Below are 23996 nucleotides of genomic sequence, written 5' to 3' on the forward strand. Positions count from 1 at the left end.
TGTTTGATGCGATTATTAGGCTAATACTATCATAAGGAATGAAGTTGATAAAATTTGTGCGTAATGTGGTTTTATTCATTTTAACAGCGATCTTTTTAGTGCTCATGCTTTTAGTGAGCTATTGCATGCCCCATTATAGTGTGGCTGTCATTAGTGGGGTGGAAGTCAAAAGAATGAATGAAAATGAAAACACGCCCAATAATAAGGAAGTAAAAACCCTTGCTAGAGATGTCTATTTTGTGCAAACTTACGACCCTAAGGATCAAAAAAGCGTGACCGTCTATCGTAACGAAGACACGCGCTTTGGCTTCCCTTTTTATTTTAAGTTTAATTCGGCTGATATTTCAGCCCTCGCTCAAAGTTTAGTCAACCAGCAAGTGGAAGTGCAATACTATGGCTGGCGGATCAATTTGTTTAACATGTTCCCTAATGTGATTTTTTTAAAGCCCTTAAAAGAGAGTGCTGAGATGTCAAAACCCATTTTTAGCTGGATTTTATACGCCTTGCTACTAATGGGCTTTTTTATCAGCACACGTTCTGTTTGCACTTTATTTAAGAGCAAAGCTCATTAATTCCTTTAGGCTTTGTTGGAAAATCACAATGGGGTTATTGGAGCGTTTATTAAAAAGCTCAATATAGGGCAAACTGATGCTGTGAAAAGCGGTGTTGTTTTCTCTCAGATTGATAGCGATTTGATAATCCAGTTGGTGGGATTTCAATAAAAAGTCATTCAGCAAACAATCATTAATCAAACCCAAATTGTCATGGCTGATCAAAAGCATTTTGGCTTTTAATTTTAGGGCCAAATCCAGCATGTTTTCTTCTAAAGTGATAGGCACGCATAGCCCCCCAGCCCCTTCAACGATGACTAAATCGTAAGTTTTGGTGAAATTTTGAAGGCGTTGGGTTAAATTGTCCGTGTCAATGGGGGCGTTTAGATCTTCTTCTTGTTGGGCGATGAGGGGGGCTGAAGCTTTATGATAACGATAGAATGAAATGTCTTTTAAGGTTAAAGAGCGATCCAAAAGGCGGTTATCTTGCAAGAACAAATGCGCATCGCTAAAGTGGTTGGTTGCATCATTAACGCCTGTTTCAATGGGTTTTAATAAAATCGTTCTAACGCCACAAGCGTTGCAATATTGGGCTAAGAGCCTAGCGCATGTGGTTTTTCCGGTATTAGTGTTAGTCGCGCTGATAAAAAGCATGGTTTAACCTTTAAATTTATAGTCGTTACCTCTAAACTGATAAGCCCCATCAAAGATTTGAGAAGTCAATACATTTTTGATTTGTGGTAACTTCACATTCTTTAGTGCTTCTCGTGGGACTTCAATCACCAATTCGTTTAACACTTGGTCGCTTAAAGGGTTATCAATATCAAAAATGAAACTTAAGATATTGTGGAGTGAGTTATAGGTAACCTTGTCAATTAACGCATAATTCAGTCTAACGCCCTCTGCTTGCTCTATAGCGGTAACGATGCTTTTAGATAGTCTAGGGCTGATATTGTTAAGCTGTGTCGCTAAATCTGTCGGTGAAATAAAGCAATAACCCGCATCGGTGTCAATAGTGTTAGCAAGCACTTTAGCTAATAATGTCCTACTCACTTTTTTGCCTTGTCTTAAAGCCTTAACAAGGTTATTGACTTTAATGTTGTGGCTGTAACTTGCTTTAAAACTTTTACTTTTAGCGCATCTTTGTAAATCCAGTCTTTTAATAGCTTGTAGCTCGTATTGTTGGATTTTGTCCATATCAAAAGTGCGACCAGGATAATTTCGTTCCGCTCCTAAACTGCTATGAATAGAAGTTTTAATGTGGTGTTCAATGTAGGCTTTACAAGGGATGTTAAATCCCTCAATGTCTTTAGGCATTCCCATTGCTTTTAATTTTGTCGTAGAAAGCTCTTCAAAACTAACGCCATAATTTTCCATATTTTTCTTTTCAAAGAATGTATAGACTTTATTGTGTAAGCGTGTGAGAGATTGGGTTAAAGGGATAGTGAATGTGATGTCAGTGAATTTCGCCCACACATCGCCAAAGTCATTAGGTAAAGCGCTCACCAATTCCACCTTATCAGTCTTTGCGTTGTCGCAATAACAAATCGCCGCTTGATTGAATAGTCTCGCTAACAACAATAAATAGCTCGCTAAATCAAATGTGCTACTAGGTTCGTTTGCGAATACAAAAAAACTAGTCTCTTTATCAGGGATAAGGTCGTCATCAATATTCTCTTTCCAATAACCGATTACTTGAATATAACCTAAAAAGTGTCGCTTACTATCCAATAGTGATTTTAGCTGTCGTGTCCTTTTCATATTGTCTTTTTGAGTGTAGCGGTATTTTTTGACAAATTTATCACTAGACATAAAGTCTTTCATTGTGGCTTCACTTTTAGGAGCAATATAGCTATCCATAAATTTTTGTCCAAATAAATTGCGAAGTGTCCTATAAATGTTAGTGTTCCCTTTAAAGAAGTCTTTAGCTTTTATAGGTTTATGTAAGTCTATTTTAGTGGGTTTGTTTTGCCAATATTGAGTGATTTTATCGGCGTCAGCTTTAATATAACCGCTCTTATAAGCAATGATTAGTGCTTTTCGTTGGTTTTCAGTAAAGTCTTTAATAAAAGCGTCTTTAAAAGGTCTAAACGCAGAGATAGTCCCAAAAGGTAGTCCGCTTTTGATTTTATTGACAATGCTATTGAGATTAGCGCTCTCAATGGTAGAGCCTTTAATAGTCTCTGTGTTTTGTTCTCTTTTAAGTCGTGAGAGTTCATCGCCAAAGGCATCTAATGTCGCTCTTAAAGATAAGTTGTCTTTTATCCTTACTCTGGGTTTATTTTGTCTAGCTAGTTTCTTGTCCGCTAACGCCTTATCAATAGCCGATGTTAAAGAAGTGTTTCTTTTTTGTGGCTCATCAACAAATTCTAAAAAGTCGTAATTCAATAGCATTATCGTGTCCTTTTCTTTAAGCGAGATTGTAGCGCTTTATCTTTGAGCTTTCAGCGGGTCATTAGGGTTTATTTGGTATAATACCAAAACTTCATTTAAGGTTGGTTCTTATGAATATTTTATTTGGGATTAGCGACACGCAAGAATGCTATAACGCTATTAAATTCGCTGTCAAATTAGCCCATTCGCTTAAAGAGGTCCGTTTCACTCTATTGCATGTGAGCATGGAAGTGTTTATTTATAGCGAAAGCGGGATGATGGATTACGGCCAAACAGAAGCCTTAGAAGAAGAAAAAGCTAAGGCTTTGTTAAAGCAATTTGAAGACGCTTTCAAAAAAGAAAATATAGAGTGCGAGAGCGTTCTAAAAAGCGGTGATTTGATTGATGTGGTTTTAGAAATGGCAAAGGATTATGATTTGTTATTGATTGGGGCGAGCGAATCCAATTTGTTGTATCGTTTGTTCATTTCACACCAAAATAGCTTGGTTGAACAATCCAGTATCCCTGTTGTGATCGCCAAGTAGCATGAATAAGCGGCATGAAAATGTATAACATACCCACCCCCACCATGGCGCAAGTGATCATGGTTGATGACCCCATTACGACAGCGGAATTTGTCATCTCTGCTTTAAGGGATTTTTTTGACAAGTCTTTAGAAGAGGCTCAAGCCCTCACATCAAGCATCCATCGTGATGGCGAGGGGGTTTGCGGCGTCTATCCTTATGATATTGCCAGGCATAGGGCAGCATGGGTTAGGGATAAAGCCAAAGAGTTGGATCTCCCTTTAAAATTATTGGTAGAAGAGATAAGATAATGGCTAAATTCAATCAAGATCTCAATGAAGTCCTAAACCGAGCTTTAAATTTAGCCCTAGATCTTAACCATGCCCTTTGCACCACAGAGCATGTGCTATTGGTCATTTTAGAACATGAGAGCGGGGCAAAGATGATTGGCGCTTTAGAAAGAGATGATTATGATAAAATGAGGCAAATCCTTAAAGACTACTTGTTGCAATACGTGCCTTTAAAGAATGATCCAGCCAAAATGCCTGCCAGGAGTTTTGTGCTATTAAGAATGCTTAAAACCATGTATGCGAGCTGTTTTGAGAGCGTGGGCGTGGAAGAATTGCTTGTTGTAATGCTAGATCACCCTGATTGTTACGCTTCAAAACTCATGGATAGTTTTGGCGTCTCTCGTTTGTATTCTAGTTCTGCTTTATTGGATCTGGATAACCATGGTATTCCTAATAATACCAATAAGGAAGAAGCGCCCAAGAACACTCCCTTAAAAAAATACGCTAAAAATTTGAGCGCTTTAGCCCAAGAGAACGCTTTAGATCCAGTCATTGGCAGAGAAGAAGAGATTTTAAGAGTGATAGAAATTTTAGGGCGCAGGAAAAAGAATAACCCGCTTTTAATTGGCGAAGCGGGCGTGGGGAAAACCTCCATCGCTGAAGCTTTGGCTTTAAAAATCGCTCAAAAAGAAGTGCCGGAGTTTTTGCAAGAATATGAAGTCTATTCTTTGGATTTGGCTCTAATGGTGGCTGGGGCAAAATACAGAGGGGATTTTGAAAAACGCTTGAAAAAAACGCTTAAAGAGATCCAACAAAACGGTCGCATCATTTTATTCATTGATGAAATCCACACCCTTTTAGGCGCAGGGAGCAGTAACGCTGGGAGCTTGGATGCGGCGAACATATTAAAACCGGTTTTAACGGATGGGGGCTTGAAATGTTTAGGAGCGACCACTTTTGAAGAATACCGCAGCGTGTTTGAAAAAGACAAGGCTTTTAATAGGCGCTTTTCAGTAGTAAAAGTTGAAGAGCCTTCTAAAGAAGCGTGTTACTTGATTTTGAAAAAGATCGCTCCCCTTTATGAAGAACACCACCAAGTGCGTTATGATGAGAGCGTGTTTAAGGCATGCGTGGATTTGACGAGTTATTACATGCATGATAAATTCTTGCCGGATAAAGCGATTGAATTGTTAGATGAAGTGGGATCGAGGAAAAAAATCAACCCCAAAAAGGGCAAAAAAATCGGCGTTGATGACGTGAAAGAAACGCTCGCTATAAAGCTTAAAATCCCTAAAATGCGTTTGAGCAGCGATAAAAAAGCCCTTTTAAGGAATTTAGAAAAATCGCTTAAAAATAAGATTTTTGCCCAAGCAGACGCGATCAGTCTTGTCAGCAATGCGATTAAAATCCAGTATTGCGGGCTTTCTGCAAAAAATAAGCCTGTGGGGAGCTTTTTATTCGTGGGGCCTAGTGGGGTGGGGAAAACAGAGTTGGCTAAAGAATTGGCCTTGAATTTGAATTTGCATTTTGAACGCTTTGACATGAGCGAATACAAAGAAGCCCATAGCGTGGCAAAGCTCATCGGGAGTCCTAGCGGTTATGTGGGGTTTGAGCAAGGGGGGTTATTGGTGAATGCGATTAAAAAGCACCCGCATTGTTTGCTGCTTTTAGATGAGATAGAAAAGGCCCATTCTAATGTGTATGATTTGTTGTTGCAAGTGATGGATAACGCCACTTTGAGCGATAATTTAGGCAATCAGGCGAGTTTTAAGCATGTGATTTTGATTATGACTTCAAATGTGGGGAGTAAGGATAAGGATACGCTAGGGTTTTTTAGCGCTAAAAACACCAAGTATGATAGAGCCGTTAAAGAGCTTTTGACCCCTGAATTACGATCTAGGATTGATGCGATCGTGCCGTTTAATGCGCTCAGTTTGGAGGATTTTGAACGCATTGTTTCTGTGGAATTAGACAAATTAAAAGCCCTAGCGCTAGAGCAAGACATAACCTTAAAATTCCATAAAGAAGTTGTGAAATTCATCGCGCAAAAAAGCTACCAAACGACTTTAGGAGCGAGAGAAATTAAAAAAATCATTCACAATGAGATCAAAACCCCATTAAGCGATCTACTGCTCTTGCAATCGTTTAAAAAACCTTGTAAGATCGCTTGCTTGCTAGAAAAAAACCAATTGGTTTTGAAAGAAATCAAGCGTGCGCAAAAGGTGAAAGAAAATGACTTTTGAAATGCTTTATAGTAAGATCCATAGGGCTACAATCACAGACGCTAATCTCAATTATGTAGGCTCGATCACCATAGATGAGGATTTGGCCAAATTCGCTAATCTTAGAGAGGGCATGAAGGTAGAAATCGTAGATGTCAATAATGGCGAACGCTTCAGCACCTATGTGATTTTAGGGAAAAAAAGGGGCGAAATTTGCGTCAATGGCGCAGCAGCCAGAAAGGTGGCCATAGGCGATGTGGTGATCATTTTAGCTTATGCGAGCATGAATGAAGATGAAATCAACGCGCACAAGCCATGCATCGTGCTAGTGGATGGAAAGAATGAGATTTTAGAAAAATAAGGGGTTAGAGATGGATTTTAGTCAATTGGGTGGGTTATTAGACGGCATGAAAAAAGAGTTTTCCCAACTAGAAGCAAAGAATAAAGACACGATCCACACTTCCAAAAGCGGTGGGGGAATGGTGAGCGTGAGTTTTAATGGAATGGGGGAGTTAGTGGATTTGCAAATTGATGACAGCCTGTTAGAAGATAAAGAAGCGATGCAAATCTATTTGATGAGCGCTTTGAATGACGGGTATAAAGCCGTAGAAGAAAACCGCAAAAATTTAGCCTTTAACATGCTAGGGAATTTTGCTAAATTGTGATGTTTCACAAAGCCTTTATTGTTCTATGGTTTTTTTTGAATGGCTTAGGGGCTTATGATTTCAAGCATTGTCAGGCTTTTTTTAAAAAAGCGAGCCTTCAAAAAGGGGGCGTGGCTTTAAAAGAATTGCCTAAAGGCGTGTATTTGTATTATTCAAAAACCTACCCTAAACACGCCAAAGTCATCAAATCCGATCCTTTTGTAGGGCTGTATTTGTTGCAAAGCGTGCCAAGCGAGTATTTTTATACCTTAAGGGATTTAGACAAAGACGCCCTTATAAGGCCAATGGCCAGTATAGGGGATAAAGAAGCCCTAGAAGCGCGATTGCTTTTTAGGCAAAAAGGTTATGATCGCTACGCCCAAATTTCACAAGAGATTCAAAAAAATGGCGTTATCAGCAATATTTGCTATCAAATGTTAGGGCTAGGGGTAGGGGGGAATGGCTTTATAGAAACGAAATTTATCAAGCGCTTTTTAAACCAGCAAGAGCCTTATTATGGGGATATTGGGGTGCGTTTAGAAGAACATCATAAGCGTTTAGTGGTAGCGCAATTTGATCCCTTTTTCCCTAAAAACCCTTTTTTAAAAAACGATGAAATTCTAGCGATCAACCACCAAAAGATCCGCTCGTTAGCGGAGTTTGAATGGGTGGTGAGCAATCTTAAATACCAAAGCCTTGCCAAAGTGAAAATCAAACGAAACCATAAAATCAAAGAAATAACGCTCAAAGTCAATAAGCGTTATGGGGGGTTTTTGCTTAAAGACACTTTTTTAGAGCGCTATGGCATCGCTTTAGACAAGCGTTTTATTATCACTAAAATAGGCAATCATTTGCCCAAAGGTTTGGATTTTTTAAAGCTTGGGGATAGGATTTTATGGGTGAATCGTAAAAATGTGGCGTTCAACCCGAAGGCTTTAAGAGAAGCGTTAAGCGCGCCTAAAATTGAATTGTTAGTGTGGCGTAAAGGCTTTGAATTTTACATTAAAGTCCGTTGAAATATTGATGAAAAATGACGCTTATGAGATTATCCTTTCTTGGTTTATCACGCCTCTCACGGCGATTTTAGGGCGTTTCGCTGAATTTTTTCTCTACACTTTGCATGCGCAATTGGTGTTTAATAGCGTGGTCGCTTTGGCGTTCATGCTCTTTGCTTATAGGAGTTTGAAAGAACAGAATCTCTTCAGCGCTAGCACGCTAACAGAAGCGTTATTGTTTGTGGGGTTTTTTGCGCTTTTTAACTACGCTTTGAAAAACCCTTCGCGCTTTTATGAATTGTTTCAAAACGCTATTTTTATTGCACCTAACATGATCACTCAAAGCCTTTCTCAAAGCTTGAGTAACTTTTCTAACCATGTGCTTTCTTTAGAATTTATCTTTAATCATGGTTTTTATGCCCTTAGTTTTATTAGCGATTTGAGCCATAATGAAATGTCTGTGTGGCTTTTTTTAAGCATCTTGCAAGCGCTTTTTTTGAGCGTTTTGTTTGCGATCATCATTTTAGTGTATTTGGAAGTGCATGTGTGGTGCTCTTTAGGGGCACTGTTTTTAGCGTTTGGGTTTTTCAAAACCTGGAGGAGCGTTGTAATTATATGCCTAAAAAAATGCTTCGCTCTTGGGTTTTACAAGCCTTTTTTGTTGTTGGTGGGGTTTTTGAATGTGTCGGTTACTAAGGCGTTAATAAACGCTCATATGCAAGAAAAACAAGACTTAAGCCTTTTATTGGTGGTAGCGTTATTTTTGTGTTGCGTTTTTATCATAGGCGTGCCTTTTTTCATCAACGCTTTGTTTAGGGTGCAAAACAGCCTTAAAGAAACTTACAAACTCGCCACCAATTTGAGCGCTAACCTCAGCCAAAACGCTCTCAATTCCTTACAATATATCACGACCTCGCCCGCTCCCTCTCCTATTTCTACTTCTACAAGCGGTAGCGTTTCTAAAGAAAAAGAAACGCATTCCCCCACATTTAAGGTAGAAACCACTCAATTAGATGTAAAAATTCCAAATTTCAAGCAAAAAAAGGTTAAAAAGGATACAATAAATACAAAAAATGAAATTTAAATAAATGGGAATTTAATGAGAATTTTTTTTGTTATCATGGGACTTTTGTTATTTGGTTGCACGAGCAAGGTGCATGAGATGAAAAAAAGCCCTTGCACCTTGTATGAAAACAGGTTAAATCTCGCATGAGAGAAAAGCCTTTCAACAGCGAGCAATTGATCTATTTAGAAGAGCTTTTAAGCCACCAAGAAAAGCATTTAGAAAACAAGCTTTCTGGTTTTTCGGTGAATGATTTGGACATGCAAAGCGTGTTTCGGTTGGAAAGGAACCGCTTGAAAATCGCTTACAAGCTCTTAGGCTTGATGAGTTTTATCGCTCTTGTTTTAGCGATCGTGTTAATCAGCATTCTACCCTTACAAAAAACCGAACACCATTTCGTGGATTTTTTAAACCAGGACAAGCATTACGCCATTATCCAAAGAGCGGATAAAAGCATTTCCAGTAATGAAGCGTTGGCTCGTTCGCTCATTGGGGCGTATGTGTTAAACCGAGAGAGCATTAACCGCATTGATGATAAATCGCGCTATGAATTGGTGCGCTTGCAAAGCAGTTCTAAAGTGTGGCAACGCTTTGAAGATTTGATTAAAACGCAAAACAGCATTTATGCGCAAAGCCATTTAGAAAGAGAAGTCCATATCGTCAATATTGCGATCTATCAGCAAGACAATAACCCCATTGCGAGCGTTTCCATTGTGGCTAAACTAATGAATGAAAACAAGCTCGTGTATGAAAAGCGTTATAAAATCGTATTGAGCTATTTGTTTGACACCCCGGATTTTGATTACGCTTCCATGCCTAAAAACCCTACCGGCTTTAAAATCACTCGCTACAGCATCACTGAAATCGCGCCGACTAACAGGGGCGATTGATGCGTAAGGTTTTATACGCTCTCATGGGTTTTTTGTTGGCTTTTAGCGTTTTAAAAGCCGATGATTTTTTAGAAGAAGCGAACGAAACAGCCCCGGCGCATTTAAACCACCCCATGCAGGATTTAAACGCCATTCAAGGGAGCTTTTTTGACAAAAACCGCTCCAAAATGTCCAACACTTTAAACATTGATTACTTTCAGGGGCAAACTTATAAAATCCGCTTGCGTTATGCGATGGCGACCTTATTGTTTTTTTCAAAACCCATTAGCGATTTTGTTTTAGGGGATAAGGTGGGTTTTGATGCGAAAATATTAGAAAGTAACGATCGCATTTTACTCATCAAACCCTTACAAATTGGCGTGGATTCCAATATCAGCGTGATAGATAGTGAGGGTAAGATTTTTTCTTTCTATGTGTTTTCTACCACTTTCACCAGCTCCAAACACCCTAATTTGCAGGTTTTCATAGAAGATAAAAATTATTATTCCAACGCTTTTTTGAAGCCCCAAAAAGAAAATAAAGAAAATATGGCTGAAAATGCCCCTAAAGATGCACCCACAAACAACAAACCCTTAAAAGAGGAAAAAGAAGAAACCAAAGAAAAAGAAGAAGAGACTATAACTATTGGCGATAACACTAATGCGATGAAAATCGTTAAAAAAGACATTCAAAAAGGCTATAAGGCTTTAAAAAGCTCTCAAAGGAAATGGTATTGTTTATGGGCTTGTTCTAAAAAATCCAAACTCTCTTTGATGCCTAAAGAAATTTTTAACGACAAGCAATTCACTTATTTCAAATTTGATAAAAGATTAGCGCTCTCTAAATTCCCGGTGATTTATAAAGTCGTTGATGGCTATGATAACCCGGTGAATACAAGGATTGTAGGCGATTACATTATCGCTGAAGACGTTTCTACTAAATGGACTTTAAGGCTGGGTAAGGACTATTTGTGTATCCGTTTTGTCAAAAAGGCTAAAGATGAATAAGTGGCTTAAGGGGGTGCTTGTTTTTGTGGGGGGTTTTGCAACGATTACAACAATTTCTTTAGTCTATCATCAAAAGCCAAAAGCCCCCTTAAATAACCAACCTAGCCTTTTAAATGACGATGAGGTGAAATACCCCTTACAAGACTACACTTTCACTCAAAACCCACAGCCAACCAACACGGAAAGCTCCAAAGACGCTACTATTAAAGCCTTACAAGAACAGCTCAAAGCCGCTTTAAAAGCCCTAAACTCCAAAGAAATGAATTATTCTAAAGAAGAAACTTTTACCAGCCCTCTCATAGATCCAAAAACAACCCCCCCTAAAAAAGACTTTTCTCTAAAGCAATTAGATTTACTAGCCTCTCGCATCACCCCTTTCAAACAAAGCCCTAAAAATTACGAAGAAAACCTGATTTTCCCCATGGATAACCCTAAAGGCATTGATGGTTTCACTAACCTTAAAGAAAAAGACATTGCCACCAATGAAAACAAGCTTTTACGCACCATTACAGCCGACAAAATGATACCCGCCTTTTTGATCACGCCCATTTCTAGCCAGATCGCTGGTAAAGTCATCGCGCAAGTGGAGAGCGATATTTTCGCTCACATGGGCAAAGCCGTTTTAATCCCCAAAGGCTCTAAGGTCATAGGCTATTACAGCAACAATAACAAAATGGGCGAATACCGCTTGGATATTGTATGGAGTCGCATCATCACTCCCCATGGGATTAATATCATGCTCACTAACGCTAAAGGGGCGGACATTAAAGGTTATAACGGCTTGGTGGGGGAATTGATTGAAAGGAATTTCCAACGCTATGGCGTGCCGTTACTGCTTTCTACGCTCACTAACGGCCTATTGATTGGGATCACTTCAGCTTTAAACAACAGAGGCAATAAAGAAGAGGTAACTAATTTCTTTGGGGATTATCTTTTATTGCAATTGATGAGGCAAAGCGGTATGGGGATCAATCAAGTGGTCAATCAAATTTTAAGAGACAAGAGCAAAATCGCCCCCATTGTGGTGATTAGAGAGGGAAGCAGGGTATTCATTTCGCCTAATACCGATATATTTTTTCCTATACCCAGAGAGAATGAAGTCATCGCTGAGTTTTTGAAGTGACTTAAAAATGCCGGATTAAAAACGCTATAATAACCCTAAAAAACAAAAGAGAGCCTAACAAGAAAACCCATGAAAATTAAAAATATCTTACTGAGTGGGGGGAGCGGCAAACGCTTGTGGCCTTTAAGCCGTAGCCTATACCCTAAGCAATTTTTAAAGCTTTTTGACCATAAAAGCTTGTTTGAATTGAGTTTTAAAAGAAACGCTTCCTTAGTAGATGAAACGCTCATTGTGTGCAATGAAAAGCATTATTTTTTAGCCCTAGACGAGATAAAGAATGAAATCCAAAACAAAAGCGTGGGTTTTTTATTAGAGAGCTTGAGTAAAAACACCGCTAACGCCATTAGTTTGAGTGCTTTAATGAGCGATAAAGAAGATTTGCTCATCGTTACGCCAAGCGATCATTTGATTAAAGACCTTCAAGCGTATGAGAATGCGATAAAAAAAGCAATTGGTTTAGCCCAAAAAGGTTTTTTAGTCACTTTTGGGGTGAGTATTGACAAGCCCAACACGGAGTTTGGGTATATTGAAAGCCCTAACGCTCTAGATGTCAAGCGATTCATTGAAAAGCCAAGCTTAGAAAAAGCGATAGAGTTTCAAAAAAGCGGAGGGTTTTATTTCAATAGCGGCATGTTTGTTTTCCAAGCGGGCGTTTTTTTAGACGAATTGAAAAAGCATGCCCCTGCTATTTTAAAGGGGTGCGAAAGAGCGTTTGAATCTTTGGAGAGGGCGTATTTTTTTGAAAAAAAGATCGCTCGCTTGAGCGAAAAGAGCATGCAAGATTTAGAAGATGTGAGCGTGGATATTGCTTTAATGCAACAAAGCCACAAAATCAAAATGGTAGGATTAAATGCCAAGTGGAGCGATTTAGGGAATTTTAACGCTCTTTTTGAAGAAGCGGCTAACGGCACTAAAGAAAATGTCAGCCTGAATCAAACGCCTGTTTTTGCCAAAGAGAGTGCAAACAATTTAGTGTTTTCTCATAAAGTGAGCGCTCTTTTAGGCGTTGAGAATTTAGCAGTTATTGACACTAAAGACGCTCTTTTAATCGCTCATAAAGATAAGGCTAAAGATTTAAAGGCTTTAGTGAGCGAGATAGAAATAAATAACCAGGAATTATTACAAACGCACACTAAAGTGTATCGCCCTTGGGGGAGTTATGAAGTCTTGCATGAGAGCGGTTGTTACAAGGTTAAGATTTTAGAAGTCAAACCAAACGCTAGGCTTTCTTTACAAAAGCATTTCCATAGGAGCGAACACTGGGTGGTGATTAGCGGGATGGCGAGCGTAGAGTTGGATCACCAATCGTTTGAATTGCAAGCTAATGAGTCCACTTATATCCCTAAAAACACCCTACACCGCCTGGCTAATTACGGCAAAATCCCTTTAACCATCATAGAAGTTCAAGTGGGCGAGTATGTCGGCGAAGACGATATTGTAAGGGTTGATGATGATTTTAACAGACAGAATCAAAACGCCTAGTGAAAAAATTTAATAAATAAAATTTAATAAAGGAAAAATAATGAAAGAAAAAATCGCTTTAATCACCGGGGTTACCGGACAAGACGGGAGCTATCTGGCTGAATACTTGCTGAATTTGGGTTATGAAGTGCATGGGCTAAAAAGGCGCTCTTCTAGCATCAACACTTCTAGGATCGATCATTTGTATGAAGATTTGCACAGCGAACACAAGAGGCGTTTTTTCTTGCATTATGGGGATATGACCGATAGCTCTAACCTCATCCATTTAATCGCTACCACTAAGCCTACAGAGATTTATAATTTAGCCGCTCAAAGCCATGTGAAAGTCTCTTTTGAAACCCCAGAATACACCGCTAACGCTGATGGTATTGGCACGCTAAGGATTTTAGAGGCCATGCGGATTTTAGGCTTAGAAAATAAAACACGATTTTATCAAGCCAGCACGAGCGAATTGTATGGTGAAGTCTTAGAAACCCCACAAAATGAAAACACCCCCTTTAACCCACGAAGCCCCTATGCGGTCGCTAAAATGTATGCCTTTTACATTACCAAAAATTACAGAGAGGCCTATAACTTGTTTGCGGTTAATGGCATTCTTTTTAACCATGAAAGTAGGGTAAGGGGTGAAACTTTTGTCACTCGTAAAATCACACGAGCCGCTAGCGCGATAGCGTATAACTTAACAGATTGCTTGTATTTAGGGAATTTAGACGCTAAAAGAGATTGGGGGCATGCCAAAGATTATGTGAAAATGATGCATTTAATGCTCCAAGCACCCACCCCACAAGATTATGTGATCGCTACAGGGAAGACCACAAGCGTGCGCGATTTTGTGAAAATGAGCTTTGAATTTATCGGTATTGGTTTAGAATTTCAAAATACAGGGATTAAAGAAATCGGTTTGATTAAAAGCGTTGATGAAAAAAGAGCGAACGCTTTAAAATTAAACTTAAGCCATTTAAAAACAGGCCAAATCGTGGTGCGCATAGACGAGCGTTATTTCAGGCCTACTGAAGTGGATTTGCTCTTAGGCGATCCCACTAAGGCTGAGAAAGAGCTAGGCTGGGTTAGGGAATACGATTTAAAAGAGTTAATTAAGGACATGTTAGAATACGATTTAAAAGAATGCCAGAAAAACCTTTACTTGCAAGATGGGGGCTATATTTTAAGGAATTTTTATGAATGAGATTATTTTAATCACCGGTGCCTATGGCATGGTGGGGCAGAACACGGCGTTGTATTTTAAAAAAAATAAGCCTGATGTTACTTTACTCACCCCTAAAAAGAGCGAATTGTATTTGTTGGATAAGGACAATGTTCAAGCTTATTTGAAAGAATACAAGCCTACAGGCATTATCCATTGCGCTGGGAGAGTGGGGGGCATTGTCGCTAACATGAACGATCTTTCAACTTACATGGTTGAGAATTTACTCATGGGCTTGTATCTTTTTTCTAGCGCTTTAGATTTGGGCGTGAAAAAAGCCATTAATCTGGCGAGCTCTTGTGCTTATCCTAAATACGCCCCTAACCCCTTAAAAGAGAGCGATCTATTGAACGGCTCTTTAGAGCCAACGAATGAAGGCTACGCTTTAGCCAAACTCTCTGTGATGAAGTATTGCGAATATGTGAGCGCTGAAAAAGGCGTTTTTTATAAAACCCTAGTGCCTTGCAACCTTTATGGCGAGTTTGACAAATTTGAAGAAAAAATAGCGCACATGATACCAGGGCTTATTGCTAGGATGCACACCGCTAAATTAAAAAATGAAAAAAATTTTGCGATGTGGGGCGATGGCACGGCCAGAAGAGAGTATCTAAACGCTAAAGATTTAGCCAGATTCATCGCTCTCGCTTATGAGAGTATCGCTCAAATCCCTAACGTGATGAATGTCGGCTCTGGCGTGGATTACAGCATTGAAGAGTATTATGAAATGGTCGCTCATGTTTTAGACTATAAGGGCGTGTTTGTTAAAGACTTATCCAAACCAGTGGGCATGCAGCAAAAGCTTATGGATATTTCCAAACAAAAGGCTTTAAAATGGGAATTAGAAATCCCTTTAGAGCAGGGCATCAAAGAAGCTTATGAGTATTATTTGAAGCTTTTAGAGGTCTAAATTCAAGGCTCTTATAGAGTTTAAAAACGCTCCGCTATTAGGCGTTGGACTAGCGATTTTGCGATATTGTGCTTATCAATTCGCTTCAAAAAGCTTGAGCCATTAAAAGGGTTTGGTCGCTTCGCTCTCAATCTCAAGCGCTTTCAAAAAGCAAGGCGTGTTAGTATTTTAATTTTTCATAAAGAGCTAGGGAGTGGGGGAAAGTGGGGGGCTTTTTCTATGAGATTAACCACCGCTTGCTTTGCATTAAAAATAAACTCCTAAAGGGCTATGACAATAATTTCTAAATTGTATTGTCTGTTTTAGATTGTTAGTTTGTTTTTATTTTGTAGAAATCATGACATCATTTTCTAGCAAATGTAAAATTCCAAGTCCCTTTATCGGTCTTAACGCTAATTTCTTTGATATGCTGACAAAACGATGGAAGAATGCGAAACTCATAACTATTGCCAAATCCTAGTTTTCTATCAATCCTACTGATTCCACCACAATTCCCACGATTGATTTTTGCGCTCAATATAGTGATACTATCAACATTTGAAATGATGCTTATCCAATAAGGATTGTATCCAAAAGTCATTCTAAGATCTATTGGTGGTTTTTTTGGCAGTTTTTCATCAAACGCTTCTCTTATCTTTTCCTTTATCTTTTCTTTTTTTATTGTCTCTTCCTCTTTTATCTTTTTTTTAATTCCCTTCTCTTTTATTATCTTTACTATCTTTTTTTGCGTAATCACTCTTACACCCAGAAAAAAACACAGCAAACCCAAAAATGACCGCTAATATCAAGTCCGCTTTTTTATAACCCGCCACTAACACCCTCTTATTGCAAGTTTTCTTTCAAATAGCTTGAGTATAGTAGACTTAGACTTAGCTTAAGCGGACTCTAAACCATTTTTAGGGCAGGCTTAAAACGATTAAAAAGTGACGGCGTGTTAACAAATCCTAGGCAATAATTCGCCCTCTGGCATCTCTAAAATCCTTTCAAAACCCCATGCGTTCTTTAAAACCACGCTAGGATAAGGGTTTTCAAACACTCCGCCAATCACGCAAGCGTTTTTAGCTTTTTCATTACTTTTTAAAATTTCTAAGGCTTTAGGGGCATCTTTTTGATTGAGCGCTAAAACAAACACCCCCTCATTGGCCAGTGCATAGGGTTCTAGCCCTAAAATCTCACAAATCCCTTTCGTTTCTTCTTTTAAGGGGATTTTTTCTTCTTCTATAACGATTTTCACTCTGGAGCTGTTCGCCCATTCGTTCAGCACGCTCGCTAACCCACCCCTAGTCGCATCTCTTAAAGCATCAATTTTGAGATCGCTTAAAAATAAGGGTTTTAATAAAGGGTAGAGCAGTTGGCAATCGCTTTCTAGATTCGTTTTAAGCTTGATTTCATTACGCATCGCAAACAGGCTTGCCCCATGATTGGCGATAGTGTCGCTTAGGATAATGGCTTGCCCTTGTTGTAAGTGGCGCGAAGAAATCCCTGGCTTGATGATTTTACCAATACAGGTTGTATTGATAAAAAGCTTATCCACGCTCCCCTTTGGCACGACTTTAGTGTCTAGGGAGAGGAGTTTTAGGTTGGCTTTAAACAATTCTTTTTGTATGGATTGTAAAATTTGCTTTAAAAGAGGGATTTCTAAGCCTTCTTCTAAAATAAAACCCATATTCAAATACAAAGGTTCGCCCCCTTGCACGCTCACGTCATTCGCGCTCCCGCAAACGCAAAGCTTGCCTATATCGCCCCCATTAAAAATTAAAGGCGTGATGACAAAACTATCCGTGCTCACGCAATATTCTCCACTAGCTTCAAATGTAGGGGCGTCTTCATCAAACGCAACGATAAATTCTTTTAAATAGGGCATAAAGACTCGCTCAATTAAAGCGTTTGTTTCTTTCCCTCCGTTCCCGCATGCTAGAGTTACGCTATCCATTTTTATCCTTTTTTGATGATTGTAGGGTTGAAATACGCCATTAAGGCTTGACCGACAGGGATACTGCTGTCATTAGGGGGGAAATGATTGTGGAAAAAATACTCCCTTTGAAGCTTTTTGAATCGTTGGGCTAATTGTTCGCACAACAATTGGTTGCAAAACACGCCCCCACTACACACCACGACATGTTCTTTAAAAGGCACAATCAAAGCGGTAATGATTTCTACTAAGCTGTTAAAAAATTTCTTAGCGATGCGTTTGGGTTCTAAAACGCCCAAATCCTTTTCAAACGCTTGATAAAACTCTTTCAAACACACCACGCTGTTTTTGATTTCAAAAGGGTAAAAGGCAATTTCATCGCTTTGTAGGGCCAGATTTTCTAAAACCTGCCCGCTCTCGGCTTCAAAACTAATCGTTCCCACTAAATCCAAACTAAACGCTACTATATCAAACAAACGCCCTATGGAATTGGTAGCGACGCTTTGAATTTTTTTGTCATGCATTTGTTGGAAAATTTCTAATTCGTCTTCTTTAAAATGCTTTTGAACGCGCTTTAAAAGTTTGTTGAGTTGGTGTTTTAAAGCGATTTCTAAAACCAAGCGTTTAGGCTCTTTGATCGCTTTTTGCCCCCCTAAAAGCCAAAATTCTTCAAACCTGGCAATTTCTTCAATGCGTTCAAAATCCCCCACAAAACACTCCGCCCCATAAACCTTATTTTCATAAGCCCCACTCCCATCCCAGATGATGCCTATAAAGGGGTGGTTTAAATGCGGATCTTGTAATAATGCGTCTAAGACGCTCGCTAAAAAGTGGGCATGGTGGTGCTGGACTTGCAATAAGGGCGTATTAAATTCAAAAGCCATTTGAGTGGTGGTGTAGTTTTTATGCTTATCGCAAGCTAAGAGCGTGGGCTTGAAATCATAGGTTTTTAAGAAAAAATTCAGGGTTTCTTTAAAGTGTTTTTCATTTTCTAAAACGCTCAAATCCCCGCAAAAAGGCGAGAGTAAAAGAACAGAAGTTCCGCTATCCAATAAACTAAAATGCCCTTTTTGCTCCGCTCCAAGCGCTAAAATCTTTTTTTGTGCTTGATTAGAGCGTTTAGGCAAAGTGAGGTAAAGGGGGGCAAACCCTCTAGCCAAACGCATGGGGCGAATTACATTATCCACGCGCTGCACAATGCTATCATCAATCCTGTGGATGATAGCGCGATTGTGCGTGAGCTTAAAATCAAAAATAAAATGAAGCGAATCGATTTCTTTTTCATCGCTCGCTAAAGGGAGGGAGCTGAAATTCGCGCTCGTAAATACAATAGGGAAATCCAATAAATCCAGTAATAAAGCATGCAAAGGGGTATAGGGCAAGATAACGCCATAAAAGGGGGAGTTTTTAGCGATATTGGGGGCTAATTGGGTGTCAGGTTTTTTACGCGCCAAAAGAATGGGGGTGCTTGTAGAATTCAAGCTCTCGCATTCTAATGTGTTCAAAAACGCATGCTGTTTGGCTGATTTTAAGTCTTTAAACATGAGCGCGAAAGGCTTTAAGGGGCGGTTTTTTAAAAGCCGTAATCTTTCTATGGTTTGAAAATTTCTCGCATCGCACAAGAGAGCAAAGCCTCCCAAACCTTTAAGAGCGATGATTTTACCCTTTTGAATGTCTTTAGCGCATTCTAAGAGAGCGTCATCATTCTTTAGTTGTTTATAATTGAGCGCGATACCGCACTTTTTGCAGCTTATGCCTTGAATGTGGAATCGCTTGTTATGAGTGTCTTTATAAACGGATGCGCAAAATTTGCAGAGCTTGAAAGGTTTTAGGGCGGAGTTTTCTCTGTCATAGGGTAAGGCGTTTAAAAGGCTGTATCTCGCCCCGCATTTCGCGCAAGAATTGAAAGCGTAATGAAAATAGGGGGAGTTTTTATCTCTGATTTCACGCAAGCAATCCTTGCACACGCCTAAATCTTTAGGGATTTGACTGAGCAGATTTAAGGGGTGGTTCTTGCTTTCTAAGATCCTAAAATCATTAAAATTTAACGCCTTATCATAGGGGCTAATAATGATTTTTTCCACTAACGCTAAAGGGGGCAATCCCTTTTTTAGGGCGTTTAAAAAAGGCCCTGTTTTGTGAGCGGGTAAGATGACTTCTAAAGCCGCTTGGGTGTTACGCACAAAGCCTACAAGCTCTAATTTTTGAGCCAGGGTATAAACAAAAGGGCGCATGCCCACGCCTTGAACCACGCCAAAAAGCGTGATTTGATTCAATAAAGTTGCATCGTTACACAATGCAAACTCCCATGCTGTTTGATTAGAGTATTACAATCAACCCCTATCACTTCTAAGGGCGTGTGTTGTTTTAAGGTTTCTAAAATGAGCGTATCATTAGGGTCGTTGTAAGTGGGGACGATTAAAGCGTTATTGCACAATAAAAAATTCACATAAGTTGCCGGCAAGCGTTGTTGGTTTTCATCAAAAATGGCTTTGGGGATTTCTAGGGGGATGAGTTTATAAGGCGTGCCGTCTAGTTTTTTAAAGGTTTTTAATTCTTCTTGCATTTTTTTTAAGGCTGTGTAATGCTCATCGTTTTCATCTTCGCATGCGCTATAAACAATGGTGTCTTTATTTAAAAAACGAGCGAGCGTGTCGGTATGGCTATCGGTATCATCGCCTTTGAGATAGCCATAAGAATACCACAGCACTTGTTTAGCCCCTAATTCCTTTTTAAGCATGTTTTCTATTCCATTTTGATTCAAATGGGGGTTACGATTTTTTTCTAGCAGGCATTGGGTGTTGGTTAAAATGCTCCCGGCCCCATCGCTTTCTATGCTCCCGCCCTCTAAAACATAGGGCATCGTTTTTAAAGGGTGTTTTAAAATCCCTAAATGTTTGAGCTTGAAATTCACTAAATTGTCTAAATTGGACGGGTATTTCAACCCCCAGCCATTAAAACCAAAATCTAAGCACTCTAAAACGCCATGATTTTCAACGCTGATCGCTCCAAAATCCCTAGCCCATGTGTCGTTAGTGTCGACCTTTGCGATCTCTACACCGGGTAAGTTTTTAAGCGTTTCATAACCGATAGTGTCGTTAGTATGGACGCACACTAGCACTTTAGCGTGTTTGGCTATGGTTTGAATGATGTTTAAAAAGCTCTCCCTGGCTTCTTTGATACAATACGCCCAGTCGCCAAACTCATGGGGGAACGCCATTAAAATCGCTTGGATTTTTTCAAACTCCGCTAACATTCTTTTCATTAAAAATATCCTTTTAAGCAACTATAACACAATCTCATTCAAATAGCGTTTTTAAAAGCTAGCTCAAACGCTTTTTGGCGGTTTGAAAATATTCTTTTTCTGATTCTATGCCGATAAAATTTCGTTTTAAATTTTTGCACGCTAAGCCGGTGGTACCGCTCCCCATGAAAGGATCTAGCACGATGTCATTAGGGTTTGTGTGGATGGAAATGATTTTTTCCATTAAGGCTAGGCTTTTTTGCGTGGGGTGTTTGACTCTTTCAAGCCCGCTCACCACAGGGCTTTTTAAGATCAAGGGCCGTAAATATTTTTCATTTTCAGGTTTATTAAACACCCATTTGGCTTTCTTTTTAACCGCCCACAGGGCAAATTCCGTGTCTTGGACATAGCGCCGGTGAATGTTTCTTGGCATGGGATTATTTTTAACCCATTGGATAAAGTCTTTGACCACAAAGCCGTTTTCTTCTAAAAAATCAGCGATATAGCTTATAAACCTGTAAGAGCAAAAAATCACCATGCAGCCGTTTGGATTGACTAAGGGGGCGTAGCGCTTGATCCATTCTAAAAGCCTGAAATTTTTATCCCATTCCCCAAAATCTATGCCTTGCCTTTTAGCGCTCTTTAGGGTGGAAAAATTGTTTTTAACCGAAATGTTGTAAGGAGGGTCTGCGATGATCGCATCCACTTTTAAATTTTGCTGGTGAAAATCCTTGATGATTTCAAAAGCGTCAGCGTGATAAATTTGTATCATTTTCTTAAGCTTTTTAAGATCGCTTTGCCTAAGGCTAGGGCTAGAAGAGGAGGCACAGCGTTACCGATTTGCTTACAAACGCTCGTTTTATTGCCATAAAAGATATAATTATCGCTAAAACTTTGTATCCTAGCAGCTTCTCTGGGCGTGATAGAGCGGTGCAATTCAGGGTGGGAGTTGGTGCCATTACTTGGGGTGTCAAAGCGTGTGTCTATGGTGGGGCTGATTTTATTCCAATTCAAGCGTCCCCATGTGCTTTTGAATTGCTGTTTGCCATGCAAGTTTTTAGGCAAGCATTCTTTGCCCTGCTCTTTATTGATGAGCTTTAATTTCTCTAAAGCGGCTTGCGAGTGGTTGGTGGCTTGGTGGTTGTATAATTTAGGGCTATCTTTTCGCATTAAGGCTTGATAGTTTGATTGGATAGGGTTTAAATAATCACTCTCAAACGCCCCCTCATTAGAACAAAGATAGGCTAAATCGCTTATGGCATCTTGAATATTCTCAAACGCGCTTTGTCCTTCTTTTAAATCCTTAATCCATTCTTGCATATGCTTTGGATAAGTTCTAAAACTATGATAAAAATCCGCCCTGTCATACTCGCCCCAAGTAAGTGGTTTTAACGAGCCTATCACTTCTTTTAAGGTTTTTTCTTGTTTGAAATCAGGAAAAAATTCTAACGCGCTTGTAAAATCTTTAAACTCTTTACAAACCCCTATCACTAAAGTTCTTGTTCGGCTTGAATTAGCTCCAAAATTTTTAAAATTGATCACCTCATCATAGAGCATATAATCACCACTCAAATTTTGCTCTATCATAGATCCTATTTCTAGTAAATTGTCATTTTTGTCTATACAACCTGTTTTATAAAAACTAGGGACATTTTCTAAAATAAAAAATCTGGGTTTGATTTGTTTGATCAAATCAATGCTCTCAACCACCAAAGAATTCCGTTTGATTTCATCGTTTTTCTTTTTATGATTGGCTACGCTCATGCCTTGACAAGGTGGGGTTGCTATCACTAAATCAACCCTATCATTACCAAATTTTTTAGAATAAAATCCAATTTGTTTTAAAATTTTTTCTTTTGTTTCTGGCTTTTTAATATCCCCACTAATGTAGCTTTCATCTAGTTTGCATTTACGATTGATCCTTTGGATATTCAAGCGTTTTTCTAAAATTTCATTGGTAGCAATGCATTCAAACCCCTCTTCTAAAAGCCCATAGCACCCCACCCCTGCCCCAGAAAATAAAGAAACATAGGTTAAGGTTTGATTAAAGAGCATAGGGGGATTAAGGATTAAACCAAGCTCATTTGAAGCGTTTTAATGCCTCAAGCTCTCAATTTCTTTAAGCATGGTTTCAAAAGCCTCTTTAGTGCCTGCTCGCACGCTAGAAAACAAACTAAACACCACAATAGCCACACTCGCTACAATAAAGCCCGGAACGATTTCATAAATATCCAAAAAGCTCTTGCCAAATTTATCGTATAAAATCACCGTGCTAGCCCCAGAGAGCATGCCCGCAATCGCGCCAATGCGCGTCATTCTTGACCAAAAAAGTGAAAACAAAATCACAGAGCCAAAACTCGCGCCAAAGCCAGCCCATGCGTAACTCACGATGCTGAGAATGCTGGCGTTTCTATCCGTTGAAATGAAAAAAGCGATGCAAGCCACCCCTAAAACCGAAAGCCTAGAAATAACCATCACTAATTTTTGCGGAGCGTTTTTGTTAAAAATCGTCGCATAGAAATCTTCAGCAATGGTAGAAGAGCTTACAAGCAGTTGCGAACTGGCTGTGCTCATCACCGCCGCTAAAATCGCGCTCAATAAAATGCCTGTGATCCAAGGGTTAAAGAGCAATTGACTCATCACAATGAAAATCTTTTCAGGGTCTTCTAAGCTCAAATCAAATTTATGCGCATACGCAACGCCTAAAAGCCCCATAGTGCATGCCCCAATCAAAGAAATAACCATCCAAGAAATCCCAATAATGGTCGCTTTAGGGACATCTTTAATGGAGCGGATAGACATGAAACGCACTAAAATATGGGGTTGCCCAAAATAGCCTAACCCCCAAGCAAGGCTTGAAATGATGGCGACTACGCTAGAGCCTTGCAAGAAAGAAAGGTTTTCAGGCTTGATTTCTCTAATGATCTTAATCCCCTCTCCAATCCCTCCAAGATGGATTATCATCACAATCGGCACCACGATTAAAGCGCTCATCATCAAAAGCCCTTGAATCAAATCCGTCCAGCACACCGCCCTATACCCTCCTAAAAAGGTGTAAGAAACAATGATCAGCGTGCCAATGCTTAAAGCGTAGTTGTATTGGATGCCAAAGGTCGCTTCAAAAAGTTTAGCCCCACTCACTAGCCCTGAAGAAATGTAAAAAATAAAAAAGATCAAAATCACAAAAGCTGAAATCAAGCGCAAGATGTGTTTATCATCGCTAAAGCGCGTTTCAAAATAATCTGAAATGGTAATGGAATTAGCGATCACGCTCGTATAAATGCGTAAGCGTTTGGCCACAAAAACCCAGTTAATGAGCGCTCCTAAACTCAATCCTATAGCGATGTGCGAGTTGATAAGCCCCCCCACATATAAAGCTCCCGGTAAGCCCATTAAAAGCCACCCGCTCATGTCACTCGCCCCCGCGCTCAAAGCGCTAATCACAGGGCCCATGGAGCGATCGCCTAAGAAATAATCTTCAGTCGTTTCATTTTGCTTGTAAAAATAAAAACCGATATAGAGCATTAACAGCGAATAAACGATAAACATCGTAACAATAGGGGTGCTTAAAACAACATGTCCCATT

At 39.5% G+C, this 23996-nt stretch carries 24 protein-coding genes; 15 read left to right on the plus strand and 9 right to left on the minus strand.

Going from position 1 to position 23996, the window contains the following annotated elements; genetic code table 11:
• Positions 1–44 precede the first annotated feature (44 nt).
• Positions 45–572, plus strand: a complete 528-nt coding sequence (locus DBU79_RS01000) for a DUF1523 family protein (protein ID WP_167599608.1) — start codon at positions 45–47, stop codon at positions 570–572.
• Here the strand turns inward: DBU79_RS01000 and bioD are convergent.
• The gene (gene bioD, locus DBU79_RS01005; RefSeq protein ID WP_154411268.1) at positions 549–1205 is read right to left on the minus strand and encodes a dethiobiotin synthase; all 657 of its coding nucleotides are present in this window, start codon (positions 1203–1205) and stop codon (positions 549–551) included. The genes DBU79_RS01000 and bioD overlap by 24 nt on opposite strands.
• A gap of 3 nt (positions 1206–1208) precedes the next feature.
• Positions 1209–2945, minus strand: a complete 1737-nt coding sequence (locus tag DBU79_RS01010; RefSeq protein ID WP_154411269.1) for a hypothetical protein — start codon at positions 2943–2945, stop codon at positions 1209–1211.
• A gap of 110 nt (positions 2946–3055) precedes the next feature.
• On the opposite strand from DBU79_RS01010, the gene DBU79_RS01015 reads away from it, so the two are divergent.
• From DBU79_RS01015 to DBU79_RS01080, 14 genes are all read left to right on the plus strand, one after another.
• Positions 3056–3469 carry a universal stress protein gene (locus tag DBU79_RS01015; protein ID WP_001023008.1) on the plus strand — a complete coding sequence of 138 codons (414 nt, stop codon included), beginning with the start codon at positions 3056–3058 and terminating at the stop codon, positions 3467–3469.
• A gap of 14 nt (positions 3470–3483) precedes the next feature.
• Positions 3484–3759, plus strand: a complete 276-nt coding sequence (locus DBU79_RS01020; RefSeq protein WP_024422371.1) for an ATP-dependent Clp protease adaptor ClpS — start codon at positions 3484–3486, stop codon at positions 3757–3759.
• Entirely contained in the window at positions 3759–5981 is a 2223-nt protein-coding gene (locus tag DBU79_RS01025; RefSeq protein ID WP_154411270.1) for an AAA family ATPase, read from the plus strand. The genes DBU79_RS01020 and DBU79_RS01025 overlap by 1 nt, the downstream gene beginning before the upstream one ends.
• The gene (gene panD, locus DBU79_RS01030) at positions 5971–6321 is read left to right on the plus strand and encodes an aspartate 1-decarboxylase (RefSeq protein WP_154411271.1); all 351 of its coding nucleotides are present in this window, start codon (positions 5971–5973) and stop codon (positions 6319–6321) included. The genes DBU79_RS01025 and panD overlap by 11 nt, the downstream gene beginning before the upstream one ends.
• Positions 6322–6331: 10 nt before the next feature.
• A complete protein-coding gene (locus tag DBU79_RS01035; protein WP_154411272.1) occupies positions 6332–6625 on the plus strand; it encodes a YbaB/EbfC family nucleoid-associated protein in 294 nt (97 codons plus the stop codon).
• Entirely contained in the window at positions 6625–7620 is a 996-nt protein-coding gene (locus DBU79_RS01040) for a PDZ domain-containing protein (RefSeq protein WP_154411386.1), read from the plus strand. Before DBU79_RS01035 ends, DBU79_RS01040 begins: the two co-directional genes overlap by 1 nt.
• Before the next feature lie 7 nt (positions 7621–7627).
• On the plus strand, positions 7628–8683 hold the full coding sequence (locus tag DBU79_RS01045) for a type IV secretion system protein (RefSeq protein WP_154411385.1): 1056 nt from the start codon (positions 7628–7630) through the stop codon (positions 8681–8683).
• A 15-nt stretch (positions 8684–8698) separates the two neighbouring features.
• Complete coding sequence (locus DBU79_RS01050; RefSeq protein WP_001217870.1) at positions 8699–8812, plus strand: hypothetical protein; 114 nt, start codon at positions 8699–8701, stop codon at positions 8810–8812.
• Complete coding sequence (locus DBU79_RS01055) at positions 8809–9552, plus strand: VirB8 family type IV secretion system protein (RefSeq protein ID WP_154411273.1); 744 nt, start codon at positions 8809–8811, stop codon at positions 9550–9552. Before DBU79_RS01050 ends, DBU79_RS01055 begins: the two co-directional genes overlap by 4 nt.
• Positions 9552–10538: a TrbG/VirB9 family P-type conjugative transfer protein gene (locus DBU79_RS01060; RefSeq protein WP_134890282.1), complete on the plus strand. Its 987-nt coding sequence runs from the start codon at positions 9552–9554 to the stop codon at positions 10536–10538. The genes DBU79_RS01055 and DBU79_RS01060 overlap by 1 nt, the downstream gene beginning before the upstream one ends.
• Entirely contained in the window at positions 10531–11661 is a 1131-nt protein-coding gene (locus DBU79_RS01065; RefSeq protein ID WP_154411274.1) for a DNA type IV secretion system protein ComB10, read from the plus strand. Before DBU79_RS01060 ends, DBU79_RS01065 begins: the two co-directional genes overlap by 8 nt.
• A 69-nt stretch (positions 11662–11730) precedes the next feature.
• Positions 11731–13143 (plus strand): mannose-1-phosphate guanylyltransferase/mannose-6-phosphate isomerase, encoded by a 1413-nt coding sequence (locus DBU79_RS01070; RefSeq protein ID WP_154411275.1) that lies wholly within the window; start codon positions 11731–11733, stop codon positions 13141–13143.
• A gap of 40 nt (positions 13144–13183) precedes the next feature.
• A complete protein-coding gene (gmd, locus tag DBU79_RS01075) occupies positions 13184–14329 on the plus strand; it encodes a GDP-mannose 4,6-dehydratase (RefSeq protein WP_154411276.1) in 1146 nt (381 codons plus the stop codon).
• Positions 14322–15254, plus strand: a complete 933-nt coding sequence (locus DBU79_RS01080) for a GDP-L-fucose synthase family protein (RefSeq protein ID WP_134890285.1) — start codon at positions 14322–14324, stop codon at positions 15252–15254. Before gmd ends, DBU79_RS01080 begins: the two co-directional genes overlap by 8 nt.
• 343 nt (positions 15255–15597) lie before the next feature.
• Here the strand turns inward: DBU79_RS01080 and DBU79_RS01085 are convergent, their stop codons facing one another.
• The 7 genes from DBU79_RS01085 to putP form a co-directional block, all read right to left on the minus strand.
• A complete protein-coding gene (locus DBU79_RS01085) occupies positions 15598–15990 on the minus strand; it encodes a hypothetical protein (RefSeq protein ID WP_134890286.1) in 393 nt (130 codons plus the stop codon).
• Positions 15991–16188: 198 nt separating this feature from the next.
• Positions 16189–17187: a hydrogenase expression/formation protein HypE gene (gene hypE / locus DBU79_RS01090; protein WP_154411277.1), complete on the minus strand. Its 999-nt coding sequence runs from the start codon at positions 17185–17187 to the stop codon at positions 16189–16191.
• 2 nt (positions 17188–17189) lie between these two features.
• Positions 17190–19442: a carbamoyltransferase HypF gene (hypF, locus tag DBU79_RS01095; RefSeq protein WP_154411387.1), complete on the minus strand. Its 2253-nt coding sequence runs from the start codon at positions 19440–19442 to the stop codon at positions 17190–17192.
• Complete coding sequence (locus tag DBU79_RS01100) at positions 19439–20431, minus strand: agmatine deiminase family protein (protein WP_154411278.1); 993 nt, start codon at positions 20429–20431, stop codon at positions 19439–19441. The genes hypF and DBU79_RS01100 overlap by 4 nt, the downstream gene beginning before the upstream one ends.
• Positions 20432–20489: 58 nt before the next feature.
• Positions 20490–21182 (minus strand): DNA-methyltransferase, encoded by a 693-nt coding sequence (locus DBU79_RS01105; protein WP_154411279.1) that lies wholly within the window; start codon positions 21180–21182, stop codon positions 20490–20492.
• Complete coding sequence (locus DBU79_RS01110) at positions 21179–22465, minus strand: DNA cytosine methyltransferase (RefSeq protein ID WP_154411280.1); 1287 nt, start codon at positions 22463–22465, stop codon at positions 21179–21181. The genes DBU79_RS01105 and DBU79_RS01110 overlap by 4 nt, the downstream gene beginning before the upstream one ends.
• A 39-nt stretch (positions 22466–22504) precedes the next feature.
• Positions 22505–23995 carry a sodium/proline symporter PutP gene (putP, locus tag DBU79_RS01115; protein ID WP_154411281.1) on the minus strand — a complete coding sequence of 497 codons (1491 nt, stop codon included), beginning with the start codon at positions 23993–23995 and terminating at the stop codon, positions 22505–22507.
• Between the last annotated feature and the right edge of the window lies 1 nt (position 23996).

Source organism: Helicobacter pylori (genome assembly GCF_009689985.1).
Classification (GTDB): domain Bacteria; phylum Campylobacterota; class Campylobacteria; order Campylobacterales; family Helicobacteraceae; genus Helicobacter; species Helicobacter pylori_CG.